15 protein-coding genes and 1 other RNA gene are annotated in these 17,402 nt (G+C 64.0%); 9 read left to right on the top strand and 7 right to left on the bottom strand.

Going from position 1 to position 17,402, the window contains the following annotated elements; translation table 11 throughout:
- Positions 1-50: 50 nt before the first annotated feature.
- The 7 genes from YY7_RS0113535 to tkt form a co-directional block, all read right to left on the bottom strand.
- On the bottom strand, positions 51-1,151 hold the full coding sequence (locus YY7_RS0113535; RefSeq protein ID WP_028163726.1) for an SEL1-like repeat protein: 1,101 nt from the start codon (positions 1,149-1,151) through the stop codon (positions 51-53).
- Complete coding sequence (locus YY7_RS0113530) at positions 1,148-1,834, bottom strand: thiamine phosphate synthase (RefSeq protein WP_028163725.1); 687 nt, start codon at positions 1,832-1,834, stop codon at positions 1,148-1,150. Before YY7_RS0113530 ends, YY7_RS0113535 begins: the two co-directional genes overlap by 4 nt.
- Positions 1,835-2,860: a class I fructose-bisphosphate aldolase gene (locus YY7_RS0113525; RefSeq protein WP_028163724.1), complete on the bottom strand. Its 1,026-nt coding sequence runs from the start codon at positions 2,858-2,860 to the stop codon at positions 1,835-1,837.
- 270 nt (positions 2,861-3,130) lie between these two features.
- Positions 3,131-4,198: a class II fructose-bisphosphate aldolase gene (fba, locus tag YY7_RS0113520; protein ID WP_028163723.1), complete on the bottom strand. Its 1,068-nt coding sequence runs from the start codon at positions 4,196-4,198 to the stop codon at positions 3,131-3,133.
- Between the two features lie 46 nt (positions 4,199-4,244).
- The gene (locus YY7_RS0113515; RefSeq protein WP_028163722.1) at positions 4,245-5,438 is read right to left on the bottom strand and encodes a phosphoglycerate kinase; all 1,194 of its coding nucleotides are present in this window, start codon (positions 5,436-5,438) and stop codon (positions 4,245-4,247) included.
- Between the two features lie 151 nt (positions 5,439-5,589).
- A complete protein-coding gene (gene gap, locus YY7_RS0113510) occupies positions 5,590-6,597 on the bottom strand; it encodes a type I glyceraldehyde-3-phosphate dehydrogenase (protein WP_028163721.1) in 1,008 nt (335 codons plus the stop codon).
- 142 nt (positions 6,598-6,739) lie between these two features.
- A complete protein-coding gene (tkt, locus tag YY7_RS0113505; protein WP_028163720.1) occupies positions 6,740-8,725 on the bottom strand; it encodes a transketolase in 1,986 nt (661 codons plus the stop codon).
- A 396-nt stretch (positions 8,726-9,121) separates the two neighbouring features.
- On the opposite strand from tkt, the gene YY7_RS0113500 reads away from it, so the two are divergent.
- The 9 genes from YY7_RS0113500 to YY7_RS0113465 all read left to right on the top strand — a co-directional run bounded on the left by YY7_RS0113500 (position 9,122) and on the right by YY7_RS0113465 (position 17,393).
- Positions 9,122-9,445, top strand: coding sequence for a DUF4164 domain-containing protein (locus tag YY7_RS0113500; RefSeq protein WP_028163719.1), 324 nt, complete (start codon positions 9,122-9,124; stop codon positions 9,443-9,445).
- Positions 9,442-9,825 carry a cell division protein ZapA gene (locus YY7_RS0113495; protein WP_028163718.1) on the top strand — a complete coding sequence of 128 codons (384 nt, stop codon included), beginning with the start codon at positions 9,442-9,444 and terminating at the stop codon, positions 9,823-9,825. The genes YY7_RS0113500 and YY7_RS0113495 overlap by 4 nt, the downstream gene beginning before the upstream one ends.
- A gap of 227 nt (positions 9,826-10,052) precedes the next feature.
- A non-coding RNA gene (gene ssrS, locus YY7_RS57440) (6S RNA) lies at positions 10,053-10,213 on the top strand.
- 250 nt (positions 10,214-10,463) lie between these two features.
- A complete protein-coding gene (locus YY7_RS0113490; protein ID WP_028163717.1) occupies positions 10,464-11,039 on the top strand; it encodes a 5-formyltetrahydrofolate cyclo-ligase in 576 nt (191 codons plus the stop codon).
- A gap of 6 nt (positions 11,040-11,045) precedes the next feature.
- Entirely contained in the window at positions 11,046-11,870 is an 825-nt protein-coding gene (locus YY7_RS0113485) for a TIGR00282 family metallophosphoesterase (protein ID WP_028163716.1), read from the top strand.
- Positions 11,871-12,074: 204 nt separating this feature from the next.
- Complete coding sequence (locus YY7_RS0113480) at positions 12,075-13,463, top strand: hypothetical protein (protein WP_028163715.1); 1,389 nt, start codon at positions 12,075-12,077, stop codon at positions 13,461-13,463.
- A 173-nt stretch (positions 13,464-13,636) separates the two neighbouring features.
- Positions 13,637-14,095: a hypothetical protein gene (locus YY7_RS0113475; RefSeq protein ID WP_028163714.1), complete on the top strand. Its 459-nt coding sequence runs from the start codon at positions 13,637-13,639 to the stop codon at positions 14,093-14,095.
- Between the two features lie 122 nt (positions 14,096-14,217).
- Positions 14,218-15,972 carry a type I secretion system permease/ATPase gene (locus YY7_RS0113470; protein ID WP_051396693.1) on the top strand — a complete coding sequence of 585 codons (1,755 nt, stop codon included), beginning with the start codon at positions 14,218-14,220 and terminating at the stop codon, positions 15,970-15,972.
- Positions 15,969-17,393 carry an HlyD family type I secretion periplasmic adaptor subunit gene (locus YY7_RS0113465; protein WP_051396691.1) on the top strand — a complete coding sequence of 475 codons (1,425 nt, stop codon included), beginning with the start codon at positions 15,969-15,971 and terminating at the stop codon, positions 17,391-17,393. Before YY7_RS0113470 ends, YY7_RS0113465 begins: the two co-directional genes overlap by 4 nt.
- Positions 17,394-17,402 lie beyond the last annotated feature (9 nt).

Here is a 17,402-nt window from a genome sequence, read left to right as displayed (position 1 = left end):
CGTCGGGGATTTCCGACTGCGTGCCCTCTCGGGATGGCGCCGTCAAGGCGTCATTTGCCGGTGCCGAGCCAATTGCGTGCGGCCTCCTCGGCCTTGGCGCGGTCCTGCGGGCTCATGTCCAGCAGCATCTCGTCCAGTTCCGGATCGCCCTTGCCTGCGGTCTTGGCGACGGTGTGCCATTTCAACGCCTCGACCTTGTCCTGCGGCACGCCCTGGCCGGTGGCGAGCAGGCGGGCGAGGCGGTTCTGCGCGATCGGCGAGTTCTGCCGGGCCGCCTTGCGCAGTAGCGCCACCGCCGCCGGCTGGTTCCGCGGCGTGCCGGAGCCGTTGTAGAGCGCGATCGCATACTCGACCTCGGCATCGACATTGTCGGCGAGCGAGGCGGCCTGCAACAGCCGCACCGATTTCTCGAGATCCTTGGGCACGCCGGTGCCCTCCTTGTAGAAGGTCGCGAGCGCGTACTGCGCCTCGGGACTGCCGGCGTCGGCCGCCATCCGCAACAATTCGGCACAGCGCTTGAGGTCCTGCGGCAGCGTCTGGCCGTCGAGGTAAAGCAGCGCCAGATTATAGGCCGCCTTGGGATTGCCGAGTTTGGCCGAGGACGCCAGCAGCTTGACCGCCTCGTCCTTGTTCACCGGGCCGCCGCGGCCGGCAAGCCGCATCATCGCGAGCGCGAACATCGCCTCGCGGTCGCCGGCGTCGGACCCGCGCTGGTACCATTCGGCCGCCTTGCCGTAATCGCGCTTGACGCCGAGCCCGTTGGCATAAAGCTCGCCCAGCATCGTCATCGCCTTGGGGTCGCGGGCGTAGTTTGCGCGGTTGGTGGCGAGGTCGAAGGCGGTCTTGTAGAGGCCGCGCTGATAGGCGCCATAGACGAGATCGACATTGGGATCGTCGAACGGGTGCGTCGGGCTCGGCGATGGGGAAGGTGAAGGCGACGGCTTTGGCGTGGCCGGCTTCTTTTCCGCCGCGGCCTTCGGCTTTTCCGCTGCTGCCTTCGGCTTTGGCGCAGGCTTCGGCGCCTCCTTTTTCGGAGCCGGCTTGCTGGCCGGCGCCTGTGCGGCGGGCGGCGTCAGCGAAATCTGCGCGACCGCGCCCGTCGTCAGCACGGCGCAGCCGAGCACCACCGCTATCGGACGCAGCAGACTCATTCCGGAGTCAGTCCTGCCCTTGGCTTCCCAAGCGCGCTCGCATGCGCTTCGCGGATGGTCGCGCCGACCTCGGCGAGCGCTGTGCCAGCGCCGCGCTGGTCGGCGAAAATGAAATCGCCGACCAGGACGAAGTCTGCGCCGGCGGCTGCAAATTCGAAAGCCTCTTCACGCGAAATGGCGTAGCCGACGCAGGGCGGCTCGAACAATTCGTCCCACCAGTTGAGCCGCTCGGCGATCGCCTGCGTCGAGGGCCGCTGCCCGCTCGCATCGGGCTCGCCGAACAGCACGTAATCGGCGCCGAGCTCGCCGGCGGCCATGGACTCGTGGCGCGTCGGCAGCCCGCCGACGCCGGCGATGCGGTCCGGCTTCAGCGACGGCAGCGCGTCCTCCAGCGCGGCAAGGCCGGTGAGATGCGCGCCGTCGGCGCCGGCGCGCGCGACGAGCTCGACATGGCCGTCGATCAGGAGCGCGGCGGCCGCGTTCTGGACCACCGGCGCCAGCGCTTTCACGCGCGAGATCATCGTGCGCTGGTCGGTCTCGCGCAGCCGCACCAGCACTGCCGCTACATCGGCCGCGGCGAGCAAAGCGGGCAGGCTTGCGATGAGTTCGGAGGGATCTTCCACCACCGGCGTCGCGAGATAGAGGCGCGGCGCCGGGCGCGGCGGAACGGGCTTTGCGGCCAATTATGCCACCTTCTTTTCCAGGCCGGTTTCCCACTCGCCCTTGCTCGCGAGCGCGTTCATGCGTGCGCGGTGGGTGAAGGCGCGCTGGCCGGCCGCGACATTCCCGGCCTTGCCGGACCACGCCTTCTGCGGCGCCGCCTGCAGCGCGCGGCCGTAGGAGAAGGTGAGTTTCCAGGGCAGGCCGCCGATCCGGTTCATGGCGTCAAGATGCGCGGTCGCCTCTTCATCGCTCTGGCCGCCGGAGAGGAAGGCAATGCCGGGCACGGCCGCGGGCACGCAGGCCTTCAGGAGCCGGATGGTCTTTTCGGCAACCTCCTGCACCGATGCCTGCTTCGGGCTCTTCTTGCCGGATACCACCATATTCGGCTTCAGCACCATGCCTTCGAGTGCGACGCGCTGCATGAACAGTTCGCGGAATACGGTGTTGAGCACCTGCTGCGTCACCTCGTAGCAGCGGTCGATGTCATGGCCGCCGTCCATCAGCACCTCCGGCTCAACGATCGGCACGATCTGCGCCGCCTGGCACAGTGCGGCGTAGCGCGCCAGCGCATGCGCGTTGACATGGATTGCGGTGGTCGTGGGAATACCCTGTCCGATGTCGATCACGGCGCGCCATTTCGCAAAGCGCGCGCCGCGCTCGTAATATTTCTTCAGCCGCTCGGCAAGCTTGTCGAGGCCGACGGTCACGAGTTCGCCGGGGCAGGCGGGCAAGGCTTGCGTGCCCTCGTCCACCTTGATGCCGGGGATGCTGCCGGCCTGCTCGATCAGCTTGACCAGCGGCGTGCCGTCCTTTGCGTTCTGCCAGATCGTCTCGTCATAGAGGATGACGCCGGAGACATATTTGCTCATCGCCTCCGTCGAGCGAAACAGCATCTCGCGGTAGTCGCGACGGTTCTCCTCGGTCGATTCCACGCCGATCGCGTCGAAGCGCTTCTTGATGGTCCCTGAGGATTCGTCGGCGGCCAAAATGCCCTTGCCCGGGGTAACCATGGCAAGCGCGATCTTGTTGAGGTCAGCGAGATTCATGGAACGTCCTCCAGATGGTTCATGCCCTTGCAAACCAAAATAGGCGGTTATCGGGCAATTGCCTAGAAAACGTTCGCCGCGGCCGGCGGTCGCGCAAGCCGGAGCAGGATTAAACATTAAAATCGAACAGCGACTACAAATCGAACGACCCTCCGCCTTCCGGGTGCGAGGGGAGGGTGGAGAGCTTGTAGCCCGGGTGGAGCGGAACGCGTCCGCGTTGCAAGTGGCCCCGGGTTACGCTTTCGCTTCACCCGGGCTACGGCGGCGGCTTCACGCCACCTTCGGATCGAGCTCGCCCTTGGCGTAGCGCTTGGCCATTTCCGCCGTGGTCAGCACTTTCTTGATCTTGCTGGCCTGGCCGGCGGTATTGAACTCCTGCAGCCGTTGCTTGCACAGTTTGGTCATCGCTTCCATCGCGGGCTTCAAATATTTGCGCGGGTCGAACTCTTCGGGGTGCTCCTTGAGCACCTTGCGGATCTGCCCGGTCATCGCCATGCGGTTGTCGGTATCGATGTTGATCTTGCGCACGCCGTTCTTGATGCCGCGCTGGATCTCGGAGACAGGCACGCCCCAAGTCGGCTTCATCTTGCCGCCGAACTCGTTGATGATGTCCTGCAGGTCCTGCGGCACGGAAGAGGAGCCGTGCATCACCAGATGCGTGTTCGGCAATTTACGGTGGATCTCCTCGATCACGTTCATGGCGAGGATGTCGCCGTCCGGTTTGCGGGTGAACTTGTAGGCGCCGTGCGAGGTGCCCATCGCGATCGCGAGCGCGTCAACCTTGGTCTCCTTCACGAACTTCACGGCTTCATCCGGATTGGTCAGCAGCTGGTCGTGGGAGAGCTTGCCTTCGGCGCCGTGGCCGTCTTCCTTGTCGCCCATGCCAGTCTCGAGCGAGCCGAGCACGCCGAGTTCGCCTTCCACCGAAATGCCGCCGAGATGGGCCATGTTCGTGACCGTCCTGGTCACGCCGACATTGTAATCCCAGTCGCCGGGCGTCTTGCCGTCGGCCTTCAGCGAGCCGTCCATCATGACAGAGGTGAAGCCGGACTGGATCGCAGTCATGCAGGTGGCGGGCTCGTTGCCGTGGTCGAGATGCACGCAGACCGGGATCTGCGGATAGATCTCGGTGAGGGCGTCCATCATGTGCTTGAGCATCACGTCATTGGCATAGGCGCGTGCGCCGCGCGAAGCCTGGATGATGACGGGCGCGTCAACGCTCGAGGCTGCCTCCATGATCGACAGCGCCTGCTCCATATTGTTGATGTTGAAGGCCGGCACCCCGTAATCGTGCTCAGCCGCATGGTCGAGCAGTTGCCGCAAGGTAATGCGCGCCATCCGAATTCTCCCTGTATTTGCAGTGCGTTCGCGCGTGAACTGGTAGTCAGCGGATTTTCAGGACTTCGACGCCCGGCAGCGGTTTGCCTTCCATCCATTCAAGAAATGCGCCGCCGGCGGTCGAGACATAGGTGAAATCGTGCGCCACGCCGGCCTGGTTCAGCGCCGCGACGGTATCGCCGCCGCCTGCGACCGAAATCAGCTTCTTGGCCTTGGTGCGTTCGGCGGCGTGCTTGGCGGCCACCACGGTGCCGCGATCGAACGGGGGCAGCTCGAAGGCGCCGAGCGGGCCGTTCCACACCAGCGTCGCCGCATCGTCGATCGCGGCATGGATGCGGGCGATCGATTGCGGGCCGACGTCGAGGATCATGCCCTCGGCCGGGATCGCGTCCAGGCCGTAGGCATGCGATGGCGAATTGGCCGCGAAGTGGAAGGAGACGACGGCATCGACGGGAAGGATGATGGCGCAATTGGAGGCCGCGGCCTTGTCCAGGATGCGCAGCGCGGTCGCGGCGAGATCCTTCTCCGCCAGCGACTTGCCGATGCCGACGCCCTGCGCATGCAGGAAGGTGTTGGCCATGCCGCCGCCGATCACGAGCGCGTCGACCTTGGTCACGAGATTTTCGAGCAGGTCGATCTTGGTGGAAACCTTGGCGCCGCCGATAATCGCGATGACCGGCTTGCTCGGGGCTTCCAAGGCCTTGCCGAGCGCGTCGAGCTCGGCCTGCATGGTGCGTCCGGCATAGGCCGGCAGCTTGTGGCCGAGGCCTTCGGTCGAGGCATGGGCGCGGTGCGCCGCCGAGAACGCGTCATTGACCCAGATGTCGCCGAGCTTTGCCAGTTCCGCGACGAAGGCCGGATCGTTCTTCTCTTCCTCCTTGTGGAAGCGGGTATTCTCCAGACAGAGGATCTCGCCGTCCTTCAGCGCCGCCACAGCGTTTGCCGCGGGCTCGCCGATGCAGTCGTCGGCGAAAGCGACCGGCTTCTTGATCACTTTCGACAGCGCCTCAGCGACCGGCTTCAGCGATTCCTTGGGATCGCGTCCCTTGGGACGGCCGAAATGCGCCAGCAGGATGACCTTGCCGCCTTTGTCGGAAAGCTCGGTGATCGTCGGCGCGACACGGTCCAGCCGCGTGGTATCGGTGACGCGGCCATTTTCCATGGGCACATTCAGATCGACGCGGAGCAGCACTCGCTTGCCCTTCACGTCAACGTCGTCGAGGGTGCGGAAGTTTTTCATGTCAGGGCTTCCTCTGTCATGGGCGGGCTTCGCCGTCCGAAGGACGGCGTCGCTTTCGCTCGCCTATGTCCCGTCCATTCACGCCCTTGCTCCTACGGAAACAAAGACGTGGATGCCCGGCTCAAGGCCGGGCATGACGACAAACAAATGGTTACAGCAGCTTCCCGATCGCGACGGCGGTGTCGGCCATGCGGTTGGAGAAACCCCACTCGTTGTCGTACCACGACATCACGCGCACGAGCGTACCGTTCTGCACCTTGGTCTGGTCCATGTGGAAGGTCGACGAATGCGGATCGTGGTTGAAGTCGATCGAGACGTTCGGCGCGGTGGTGTAGCCCAGGATGCCCTTGAGCTGCTGCTCCGAGGCGCGCTTCATCGCCTCGTTGATTTCCTTGGCGTCGGTTGCGCGCTTGGCGACGATCTTCAGGTCCACCACCGAGACGTTCGGCGTCGGCACGCGGATCGCAACGCCGTCGAGCTTGCCCTTCAGTTCAGGCAGCACCAGGCCGATCGCCTTGGCTGCGCCGGTCGAGGTCGGGATCATCGACATCGCCGCCGCGCGGCCGCGGTAGAGATCCTTGTGCAGCGTGTCCAGCGTCGGCTGGTCGCCGGTATAGGCATGGATCGTGGTCATGAAGCCGGTCTCGATGCCGACCGTGTCGTTCAAGACCTTCGCCACCGGCGCGAGACAGTTGGTTGTGCAGGAGCCGTTGGAGATCACCAGGTGCTCCTTGGTCAGCGTGTCATGGTTGACGCCGTAGACGATGGTGGCATCAGCGCCGTCGGCGGGCGCGGAGACCAGCACGCGCTTGGCGCCGGCGGTCAGATGCGCGGACGCCTTATCCTTGGCGGTGAAGATGCCGGTGCATTCCAGCGCGACATCGACGCCCAGATCCTTCCAGGGCAGCTTGGACGGATCGCGCTCGGCGGACACCTTGATCTTGCTGTCGCCGACGCTGATCGTATCGCCATCGACGGTGACGGTGCCCGGGAAGCGGCCGTGCACGGAGTCGAAACGGAGCAAATGGGCGTTGGTCTCGACCGGGCCGAGATCATTGATCCCGACCACTTCGATGTCCTTGCGGCCAGACTCGGCGATGGCTCGAAGCACATTGCGGCCGATGCGGCCGAACCCGTTGATTGCGACCCGGACTGCCATGCTGTTTCACTCCTCTAATAGCTGTTGCCGTCCCCGCTGGCGCGTGCTCCAGCGAGGGTGTTACGGCGGATCGCCCGGTTCGGCCGGACGAGGACGGATTAGATAGGAGTTACCTAGTCCTTTTTCGGGGCAAGCTCAACCGCTAGCCGACGCGCTTCAGGGCAGCGTTAACGGCGGCCTCGGCGGTAATTCCGAAATGCTTGAAAAGGTCCTTGGCGGGCGCGCTGGCGCCGAAACCGTGCATGCCTATGAACTCGCCGTCCTGGCCGATCACGGCATCCCAGCCCCAGCGCACGGCCGCCTCGATCGCGACCTTGATCGGCGCGTTGCCGATGATGGCCTTTTTCCGCTCTTCCGGCTGCGCCAGCAACAATTCGAGCGAAGGCACCGACACAACCCGCGACGGGATGCCGCGTTCCGCGAGCTGTTTCTGCGCGTCGACAGCGATCTGAACTTCGGAACCGGAGGCGAAGAATGACACTTTTGCGTCACCTTGCGCCGCGACCAGCTCATAGGCGCCATGGCTGCACGGATTGTCGGCAGGCGCGGTGGTTCGAAGCTGCGGCAGGTTCTGTCGCGTCAGCGCCAGCACCGTCGGGCCGTCGATCCGGTTCAACGCGAGTTCCCAGCATTCTGCAACCTCGATGGCATCGCAGGGGCGGAAAACGCGCATGTTGGGAATGGCGCGCAGCGCGGAAAGATGTTCGACCGGCTGGTGCGTCGGGCCGTCTTCACCAAGGCCGATCGAGTCATGCGTCATGACATAGACGACGCCGGTGCCCATCAACGCCGCAAGTCGCATCGCCGGCCGCGCATAGTCGGTGAACACCAGGAAGGTGGCGCCGTTCGGCGCAAAGCCGCCGTGCAGGAAGATGCCGTTCATCGCCGCGGCCATGCCGTGCTCGCGGATGCCGTAGTGGATGAAGCGGCCCTTCGGCGTCTTGGCGGAGAAGTTGACCGCCGATTTCGCCTTGTTGTTGTTGGAGCCGGTGAGGTCGGCCGAGCCGGCGAGAAATTCCATCGGCATCGCGGCGGCGATCACCTCGATCGCGGCCTCCGACGATTTGCGGGTCGCGACGTTGAGCGGGTTTTCGAGCAGCGCCTTCTTGTGTCCCTTCAGCGCCTTCGCCAGCGACGCCGGCCGTTCGTGCCGCAGCCGGCGCTCGAATTCCGCGCGCTTGCGGCTGCCGAGCTCGGCGTAACGTGCGTCCCACTCCTGGCGCTCCGCCGCGCCGCGCGCACCCGCTTCGCGCCAGGCCTTCAGCACGTCATCGGGCACCGAGAACGGTTCGAGCGAGATGCCGAGCTTTTCCTTGGCGGCCTTCAGTTCGTCGGCGCCGAGCGCTTCGCCATGGACCTTGTTGGTGCCGGCCTTGGTCGGCGCGCCGTAGCCGATCGTGGTCTTGCAGGCGATCAGCGTCGGCTTGCTCGATTTCTGCGCGCGCGTAATCGCGTCCGCGATCGCTTTCTGATCCTGGCCGTTGATGTGCTCGGCGGCCCATCCCGCCGACTTGAATCGCTTCACCTGGTCGACGGAATCCGCAAGCGATGTCGGGCCGTCGATCGAGATGCCGTTGTCGTCATAGAGCACGATCAGCTTGTTGAGCCGCCAGTGGCCGGCGAGCGCGATCGCTTCCTGCGACACGCCTTCCATCAGGTCGCCGTCAGAGGCGAGCACGTAGGTGTGATGGTTGACGATCTTCTTGCCGAATTCGGCAGCGAGCATCTTCTCCGCGACCGCCATGCCGACCGCCGTCGAGATGCCCTGGCCGAGCGGGCCGGTGGTGGTCTCGATGCCCTTGGTGTGGAAGTTCTCCGGATGCCCCGGCGTCAGCGAACCCAATTGACGGAAGTGCTTGAGATGGTCGAGCGTCATGTCCTTGTTGCCCGTGAGGTACAACAGCGAATAGAGCAGCATCGAGCCGTGGCCGGCCGAGAGCACGAAGCGGTCGCGGTCCGGCCAGGCCGGGTCGGCCGCATCGAATTTCAGAAACTGTGTAAACAGGACGGTCGCGACGTCGGCCGCACCCATCGGCAGCCCGGGATGGCCGGATTTCGCCTTCTCGACCGCATCCATTGCGAGCCCACGAATGGCGTTGGCCATACGGGTGTGATCGACTTGCGTCATGATGAAAATCCGTCTGAAATGAGAAGCTTGGCTTGCATGCGCGCCGCCCGGAGGGCCGCCATATGGGGGTGGTAGGCACGGGGAAAGGCTGGATAGCACCTCAATTCCGGAAGTCCAAGGGAAGTCGAAGGCAAGGAAACGCGCTTTCGGCCGCAAAGTTGCCTCCGGTGTGTCCGGCCGAAGGGGGCACGAACCCTCTGGGCGCCGGTTTCCCGAGCGGACGGGCCTGGGTAAAACCGACAGGTGCGACCCCCGGGGCGGCTCCATCTATCGGTGCATAGTTTACCGGCGGCGTTGCGCCGGCCTCGCTCACCACGTAAATTTCATCGCCTAAGCGCTTGCCGAACCGCAAGGATTCGCGGACGGCCACGCCATCGAGGATGTACCTTGTCTCGTATGAGCGATCGTTCCACCAACGCGGCTGCCAATGCCGAGCCCGCTATCGCCGACGTCGACGCCGCCACACGGCGGCTGATGGCGGCGCTGGATGCTCTGGAAAGCGCCGTTGAGCGGCGGCGCGAGGCTGACCGCGACGAGAACGAACTGGCGAGCCGGATCCAGGCGCTCGGTGCGGATCGCTCGCGGCTTGCGGACGAGCTCGATAGCTCATTGGTGAAGACGCGCAAGCTCGAGCGCACCAATCGCGAGATCGCCGAGAAGCTGGATGCGGCAATCGGCACCATCCGCGCCGTGCTTGATGGCGAGGAGAACACGCGATGAGTCACATCAACGTCACCATCAACGGCCGGCAATACCGCATGGCGTGCGAAGAGGGGCAGGAAGTTCGTCTCTTGAAGCTCGCGGAGAACCTTGAATCGCGCATCGAATCGCTGCGCGGCAAGTTCGGTGAGATCGGCGATGCGCGCCTGACCGTGATGGCGGCGCTCACCGCCTGCGACGAACTGGTCGACGCCGGCGCACGCATCCGCAGCCTGGAGCAGGAAATCGAATCCTTACGCGACTCCGGAGCCGCCGCGGTCGATCGCGCCCGCGCCACGCAAGTCGCGATCTCGAACGCACTCAACGCCGCCGCTGAGCGGATCGAGAAAACCACACAGGTGCTCAACCGCACCATCGGCGGCGGTATCGCGATCGGTTAGCTCGCTGTCTCACCCTCCCCTGAAAGGGGAGGGTCGGTTCGCATGTAGCGCAGCGAAATGCGAACCGGGGACGGTCAACTCTCTCCACTCGGCCAGTCTCTCTGCGGAGAGACTTGACCCCTCCCCGCTGCTCATTTCATTCGCGTCGACCCGCCCCTTTCAGGGGTGGGTGAGGACAACTTCCTTCCCGCTGGCGGAACGCCGCGGGGATCGCTACATTACCCCTTGCGAAGCTGCGTTGCGCGTCAGGAGCCATATATCCCCGGGGCCTTATCGATCCTTTAGGGAACTGTCCCTGGCCGGGTCCGTGGACCCGGACATATGGTGCCCACCTACTTTCGTAGGGAACTCCGGGATCGAGCGCTCCAACGGCCTCTGCGGCTTCGCGCTTTGTTTTTTGCATGCGGTGTTCACGGGTACCCGGCGTCGGTCATACCCCGGAAAGCGGGGTATCCAGTACGCCGCGGCTTCGCAGGTTGATCACTGGAGCATCGGTTCTGATTGATCCGAAGCTCTTCATTTTTGTTTGACGCGTTTTCTTTACGCGAACCGGTATCCACTTCGCTTGAAAACGCTCTGACGGCTCTGGAATACTGGATCACCCGCCTTCGCGGGTGATGACCGTGGAGCAAGACATCATGCGCGCGATCTCTCCGAAGGCTGAGCTCCGCAGCGCCGCGCTCACCCGACGTGATGCGCTGAGCGAAGAGGAGCGCACTGCTGCCGCCGCGAAGATCGCCAAGCGCGGACTGCCGTTTGAGATCGCGCAGGGCACGATCGTCTCCGGCTATTCCCCGATCCGCAGCGAGATCGATCCGATGCCGCTGATGCTGAAGCTCGCCGAGCAGGGCGCACAGCTTGCGCTGCCGGCGGTCACCGCGCGCGGCCATTCCCTGCTCTTCCGTGCCTGGGCCAAGGGCGACCGGCTGACGCTTGGTTCGCTCGGTATCCCCGAGCCGTCGCCGGTTGCGGCCGAGTTGATCCCCGACGTCATGCTGGTGCCGCTCGCCGCTTTCGACCGGGTCGGCCACCGGATCGGCTATGGCGCCGGCTATTACGACTTCACCTTCACCCATCTGCGCAAGACCAAGCACGTGATCGGCATCGGACTTGGCTTTGCGGTGCAGGAAATCAAGGCGGTTCCGGCTTTGTCGCACGACGTCGCGCTTGATTATGTGCTAACGGAGCGCAAGACGTTCGATTTCCGGGAGTAGCTGAATTTGCGTATCCTCTTCGTCGGTGATGTGGTCGGCAAGACCGGCCGCACTGCCATCTCAGAACATCTTCCCCGCATGATCCGTGACTGGTCGCTCGATCTCGTCATCGTCAATGGCGAGAATGCTGCCGGCGGCTTCGGCATCACCGAGGCCATCTACCAGGACTTCCTGGATGCCGGAGCCGACGCCATCACGCTCGGCAACCATGCGTGGAATCAAAAGGAAGCGCTGGTGTTCATCGAGCGCGCCCCGCGCCTGATCCGCCCGTTGAATTTTCCGCGCCACGCGCCGGGCCGCGGCGCCACGCTCGTCGACACCAAGAACGGCAAGCGTGCGCTCGTCATCAACGCGATCGGCCGCGTCTTCATGGAGCCCTCCAACGATCCCTTCGCCGCGGTCGAGCGCGAGCTCGAGGCCTGTCCGTTGCGGCAGGCGGCGGATGCGATCGTGGTGGATTTCCACGGCGAGGCGACCTCCGAGAAGCAGGGCATGGGCTTCTTCTGCGATGGCCGCGTCAGCCTCGTGGTCGGCACCCACACCCATGTGCCCACCGCCGATCACCAGGTGCTGCCCGGCGGCACCGCCTATATGACCGACGCCGGCATGACCGGTGACTACGATTCCATCATCGGCATGCAGAAGGAAGAGCCGCTGCAGCGCTTCCAGACCGGCATCCCCTCCGGCCGCTTTGAGCCGGCCGCCGGCGAAGCGACGCTGAGCGGGGTTGCGGTCGAGACCGACGACGCCACCGGCCTCGCGCTCCGCATCGCGCCGGTACGCGTCGGTGGACGCCTCGAGCCGGCCGTGCCGGGTTTTTGGGTGGGCTAGTTCAAGAACGCGTGTCAACCGCGAGAGGCGCGATGATGGTACGCTCAGCGTGTGCCTCTCCGACCCGATTTCGTTTGTTTAATCTCACCCGAAATGTTGCATCCGAATTGATGGCTCGGCTTTTCACGCATACGGCGTGACATTGCCTCACGGTCGGGAGTGGTCCGTCGCGTTGCGCGGAGCGATCCCGCCAGGGAGGCGACTATGAAGTTCGATTGGATGTCGGACAGCATCCGGCTGCATGATCAGCCGCAGCATTATCCTTGGGATGATGGAGATCCCGCGTACGGTACCAAGTTCTCGCCGGCCCGTTTGCATCATCTGACGGCCGATAGCCATGACGGCGCCGGCGGCTCCTCGTTCGTCTCGCCATCTAATGCGTCCATCCCGTCTCTCGATTCGACTGGAGATGGAGGCGGCAGCCTTCATGGCAACGCGGATGTCCATCAGCCCAACAATGCCGATCAGTTCGGCGGCGCTCCCGCGCACCAATCCAATTCGGGTAACAGCAATACTGGCACGATCGATACAGGAGCGAACGAGGCCGGCAGCGGCGGCGACGGATTTTTCTATGGCGGCATTATTCACGCCTCCCTGGTGATCTATCAGCCGATCAACATCGCGATATCCGTGGGATATGGTTCAATCGCCATCGCCGAGCAGACCAACGATGTTGATATCAACCAGTCCGCGCTGCAGATGGCCGGCATCGGAGGCAATGGCGGTGACGGCAACATGGCCGCTGGCGGAAACGTTGACCTCTCTTCCTTCGGCTCCGGCGGGGTGACGACAGGCGACAATCACGCCGGCAACGGCGGCGACGGTCATTTCCTTGGAACGCTGCTGGATGCGCCTGTTGTCATCTACCATCCCGTCAACTTCGCGTTTGCGGCGCCCGGCGGCAGCGCGCACGCCAGCCAGTCGAACACGGTGGAGATCGATCAGTCCGCCGTGCAGATCGCAGGGATCGGCGGGCAGGGCGGAAACGGCAATGCTGCAAGCGGTGGCGACGTATCCGCTCACGGTCAATCCGGCGGCAGCGGACAGAGCTCAATCGACTCCGGCGGCAATCAGGCCGGCAACGGCGGAGACGGCCAATTTCATGGCGACCTCGTCCACAAGTCCGTCGCCGTCTATGATCCCGTCAACATCTCGGTCGCCGGATATAATTCCACCAACCAGGCATACCAGCTCAACGACGTGCATCTGGATCAGTCCTCGTTCCAGATGGCCGGCAGCGGGGGCGACGGCGGCAGCGGCAATGTCGCGGCGGGCGGCAGCGCAGCGCTCATCTCTGCACTCCTGGGCGGCGGCTCCAATGCGATCGCAACCGGACACAACAGCGCGGGCAATGGCGGCAGCGGCCATTTCTCCGGCAGTCTCATCGACGTCAGCGTCGCGATCTATGCTCCCATCAACATCGCCATCGCCGGACCGCATTCGACGGCTGAGGCGGATCAGATCAATAATGTCCATATCGATCAGAGCGCGGTTCAGATCGCCGGAATCGGCGGCAACGGCGGCCACGACAATCTTGCGCTGGGGGGCGACGCCGCGATGCATCTGTTGTCCGATCTTCATCTGATCGGATAGGGCGCCGAATTTCGATAGGGCATGTAATCCTTTCAGGCGTAGTCCGCGGAATCGAATGACATCCCATTTGGCATCTATCGCGAGCCCGTCGTCGGCGGACAAACTCGCATCGCGCATCCGCTTCCAGGACAGGGAGGAATGTCGCGCGAGGTAAACTCAGCACGGAGGCTCAAATGTCGAAAGGCAAGGGATTTCTCAAGGTTTCCGATTCGATCGATTTCAAGTCAATCAGCACAGGCGGTCAGAGCGTCGGAAACGGCGGCGACGGCTACTTCAAGGGAAGCATCAGCAATTCACCATCGATCAAGTTCGATCCGTCGAACAAGGCCGATGGTGCCGACGTACACGTGAAGACGGGCGACTACGTCAGTCAAAAGGCATCCTGGGATGCCGACGGCGGTGACGCCAAGGCGTCGAAGTACTCGAAGGCTTATGGCGGCGACGCCAAGTCGAACGGCGATCAGAGCTCGTCCAGCGGGTACGACACCTCCAAGGTGTATGCCAACACGACGGCGCATCAGTCGAACTACCTGAAGGCGGACATGCATCAGGAAGTCGCGGCGGGCATCGGCGGCGATGGCGGGAGTGACAACCTCGGCATGGGCGGCGACGTTGACGTCCATATTGGTTAGTACTTTCTGATCGGCGGCCTCATTGAGGCGGCTGAGGCCGGCGGTCCATGCCGCCGGCCTCAGATCTCCCGCAAAACGATCCGCGCAAAAGGTCAAGCCTTGAAGCTCTGGCGGTGACGATCATGCTGGTGCCGCTGCTTCGGTTCAGTCTGCTGCAGACGCCCTGGACGCCGTTGCAGGCGGCGCTGCGGACCTGCGCAGGCTCGCTCGCCATCGTGCTCGCCTATAGCTGCAGCTACAATCTGCTGCTGTTCGCTCCCTCGATCTATCTGCTCCAGATCTACGATCGCGTGCTGCCGAGCCGGAGCAATGAAACGCTCCTGATGCTCACTTTGATCGTTGCACTCACGGTTGTGGTGGGCGGGGTGCTTGACGCGCTGCGTCGCTCGGTCCTGGCGCGCCTGGGGGCCTGGCTGGAAGACCGGCTTCGTCCCACCGTGCTCTCTGCCTGCCTCGACCATGCCTTCCGCAACGAGTCAGCACGCGCTTCGGATGCCTATCGCGATCTCACGGCCGTGCGTCAGTTCGTCGACTCCGGCGCGTCCCTGACGCTGCTCGATGCGCTCTGGATCCCGCCATTCCTCGCCGTGCTGTTTTTCGTTCATCCCCTGCTTGGAGGCATTGGGGCCTGCAGCGTGCTGTTTCTGTTCGGCCTCACGGTTGCCGGCGATCTTCTCACCGAAAATGCGCTGGCGAAATCCGCGATCGCCCTGTCCAGAAGCTACGGCCGCCTTGCGATGGTCGCAGGCCACGTTCACCTGATCCGCAGCATGGGAATGCTGGACGACGTGGCGCGCCGCGTCTACGTGGATGCGCGGAACGCGCAAAGCGAGCACGAACTGGCGCAGCGGCGGAACGAGATCATCATGCTGATCGCCAAGCCGACGCGTTCATTGGCGCAAGTTCTCATCATGGGCGCAGCCGCGTGGCTCGTCCTCGATCACGGCAAGAGCGCGGCGATCATCTTTGTTACGATGCTGATGTTCAGCCGTGCGCTGGCGCCGGTCGAAGGCGCCGTTGCAAGCTGGAAAGCGCTGAAGAGAGCGCTGGATGCCTATCAGCGGCTGACCAACGTCCTTGCCGCCGTTCCACCTACGACCGAAAACACGGACAGTCTGCCGGAACAGTCGACGGGCGATCTTGTCGTCGACAATATCGGCGCGAAGGTTTCGGAAGGCGAGTGGTTTCCCATCAAGACCATCTCGTTCCGTCTCGCGCGCGGAGAGTGCCTCGGCATCATCGGTCCGTCCGGCTCCGGCAAGTCCACACTCGCAGGCATCATTGCCGGAATCTTGTTGCCGGGGCAGGGGCGCGTCCTGCTCGGCGAGACCGACATCTCGGCCCTGCGCGGAGGGCGGCAGGGCCGTTACCTCGGCTATTTGCCGCAGGATATCGATCTCGTCGGAGAGACGATCAAGGATATCATCGCGCGACTGGACGACGCCGATCTGCCAAAGGTCATGCATGCCGCCAAGCTCGCCGGGATTCACGAGAGTATCCTGCGGCTGCCGCTGGGATACGACACCGTCGTCGCCAATGACGGCGGCATATTCTCGCGCGGATTTCGCCAGCGCCTGGGGCTTGCACGGGCATTCTTTGGCGAGCCGCGGCTGGTCGTACTGGATGAGCCGAATGCCAGCCTGGACTACACCGGCGAGCGGGTGCTGCTGGATGCCATCGAACAACTGAAGATCGCCAGCGTCACCGTGGTCATCGTCACGCACCGGATGGGCATCCTCGCGGCGACGGACAAGATCGCCATCATGCAGGACGGCGCGGTCACGGCGTTCGGCGAGAGCGAGGACATCTTCGAGCGGTATTTGAGCCGGCCGCAAGTCGCTTCCCAAGTGGCATCGCAGGAAACGGCTCTCCCATGATCGCAAACCTCCGAGCCCTCGTGCGGTTGCCGCCCGCCTTCCTGCCGAAGCGCGAGAGCGGCGTCGTGATTACCGCGATCGACGAATTCGAGCCACGGCAGTTTCCCTGGTGTCCGGCGCCGACGCAAGCCTCGCCGCGCTACAGGCTCGGCCACGTCACCCTGGCCGGCAATCTCTTGGTCGTCGGTTTTGTGCTGGGTCTGGGGATCTGGTCGGCCTTTGCTCCGCTTGAAAGCGCGGCGATCGCGTCCGGCGTGGTCGAATCGGAATCCAGCCGGAAGACGATCCAGCACCTCGAGGGCGGCATCGTCAGGAAAATATTGGTCGCCGACGGCGATGCCGTGAGCGCGGGACAGACGCTGATCGCGCTCGATGACACCAGGGCCCGCGCCGAGGTGCAAAGCCTGCAGGGACAGTTGTGGGACGCGGCCGCACGCGAGGCAAGGCTTCTGGCCGAGCAGCAGGGGCAGGAGCAGATCTCGTTTCCGACATGGCTCGACAGGATCCGAAGCACGAGCGGCTCGGTCGATTCGGTGCTGGCGGCACAGCAGAACATCTTTGAAACGCGCCGGCAGGTGTTCCAGTCCCAGGCCACCATCCTCAGGGAAAAACGGCTTCAGGTCGCAAAGGAGATCGAGGGGCTCAAGTCGCAGGAGGACGCGGTGGTGCAGCGGGCCACGATCGTGCGCGAAGAGCTCGACATGGTGACCATCCTGGTCAACAAGGGACTCGAGCGCCGTCCGCGCCTGTTGAACCTCGAGCGGGAGCTGGCCGATATCGAGGGACGGCGCGGCGAGATCATTGCGCATATTTCGCGCGCCAAGCAGGTGATCAGCGAATCGCAGGCGACGCTCCTGAAGCTCGAGAGCGACCGGCAGAACGAGATCGCACAGTCATTGCGCGAGGCGCAGAACCAGGGCTTTCAACTGCGCGAAAAATTGCTGGCGGCGCAGGACCAATTGTCCCGAACGGAGGTCAAGGCACCCGAGGACGGGGTGATAACCGACCTGCGGGTTCATACGCCAGGCGGCGTGATCGGCGCCGGCGCCGCGCTGATGGATCTGGTGCCCCGGCAGGACAGGCTGGTCGTGATCGCACGCCTGAAGCCGGAGGACATCGACGTGGTTCATCCGGGGCTGAACGCCGACGTACACCTCTTGCCCTACAATCAACGTCGCGTCCCGCGTCTCAAGGGAACGGTGATGCACGTATCGGCCGACCGCCTGCTCGACAAGCGCACCGACCAGCCATACTACGCGACGAAAATCCGCGTCCAGGATTCCAAGATCGTGGAGAATGGCTTGAAGATCATTCCGGGAATGCCGGCCCAGGTGTTCATCACAACCGGGCGCGGCACCGTGGCGATCTACGCCTTGCGGCCTCTGCTCGACAGCTTCCACACCGCCTTCAGTGAAGACTGAGCGACGGCA

It is taken from the genome of Bradyrhizobium elkanii WSM2783 (assembly GCF_000472865.1).
Lineage (GTDB): Bacteria > Pseudomonadota > Alphaproteobacteria > Rhizobiales > Xanthobacteraceae > Bradyrhizobium > Bradyrhizobium elkanii_A.
This window is presented reverse-complemented; position numbering and strand designations above follow the sequence as displayed.

Coding starts and splice junctions, on each gene's coding strand:
- YY7_RS0113480 (WP_028163715.1), top strand. CDS start 12,075: ATGAAGTTCGATTGGATGTCGGACAGCATCCGGCTGCATGATCAGCCG.
- YY7_RS0113465 (WP_051396691.1), top strand. CDS start 15,969: ATGATCGCAAACCTCCGAGCCCTCGTGCGGTTGCCGCCCGCCTTCCTG.
- YY7_RS0113535 (WP_028163726.1), bottom strand. CDS start 1,151: ATGAGTCTGCTGCGTCCGATAGCGGTGGTGCTCGGCTGCGCCGTGCTG.
- YY7_RS0113515 (WP_028163722.1), bottom strand. CDS start 5,438: ATGAAAAACTTCCGCACCCTCGACGACGTTGACGTGAAGGGCAAGCGA.
- tkt (WP_028163720.1), bottom strand. CDS start 8,725: ATGACGCAAGTCGATCACACCCGTATGGCCAACGCCATTCGTGGGCTC.
- YY7_RS0113495 (WP_028163718.1), top strand. CDS start 9,442: ATGAGTCACATCAACGTCACCATCAACGGCCGGCAATACCGCATGGCG.
- YY7_RS0113525 (WP_028163724.1), bottom strand. CDS start 2,860: ATGAATCTCGCTGACCTCAACAAGATCGCGCTTGCCATGGTTACCCCG.
- YY7_RS0113500 (WP_028163719.1), top strand. CDS start 9,122: ATGAGCGATCGTTCCACCAACGCGGCTGCCAATGCCGAGCCCGCTATC.
- YY7_RS0113475 (WP_028163714.1), top strand. CDS start 13,637: ATGTCGAAAGGCAAGGGATTTCTCAAGGTTTCCGATTCGATCGATTTC.
- YY7_RS0113470 (WP_051396693.1), top strand. CDS start 14,218: ATGCTGGTGCCGCTGCTTCGGTTCAGTCTGCTGCAGACGCCCTGGACG.
- gap (WP_028163721.1), bottom strand. CDS start 6,597: ATGGCAGTCCGGGTCGCAATCAACGGGTTCGGCCGCATCGGCCGCAAT.
- fba (WP_028163723.1), bottom strand. CDS start 4,198: ATGGCGCGCATTACCTTGCGGCAACTGCTCGACCATGCGGCTGAGCAC.
- YY7_RS0113490 (WP_028163717.1), top strand. CDS start 10,464: ATGCGCGCGATCTCTCCGAAGGCTGAGCTCCGCAGCGCCGCGCTCACC.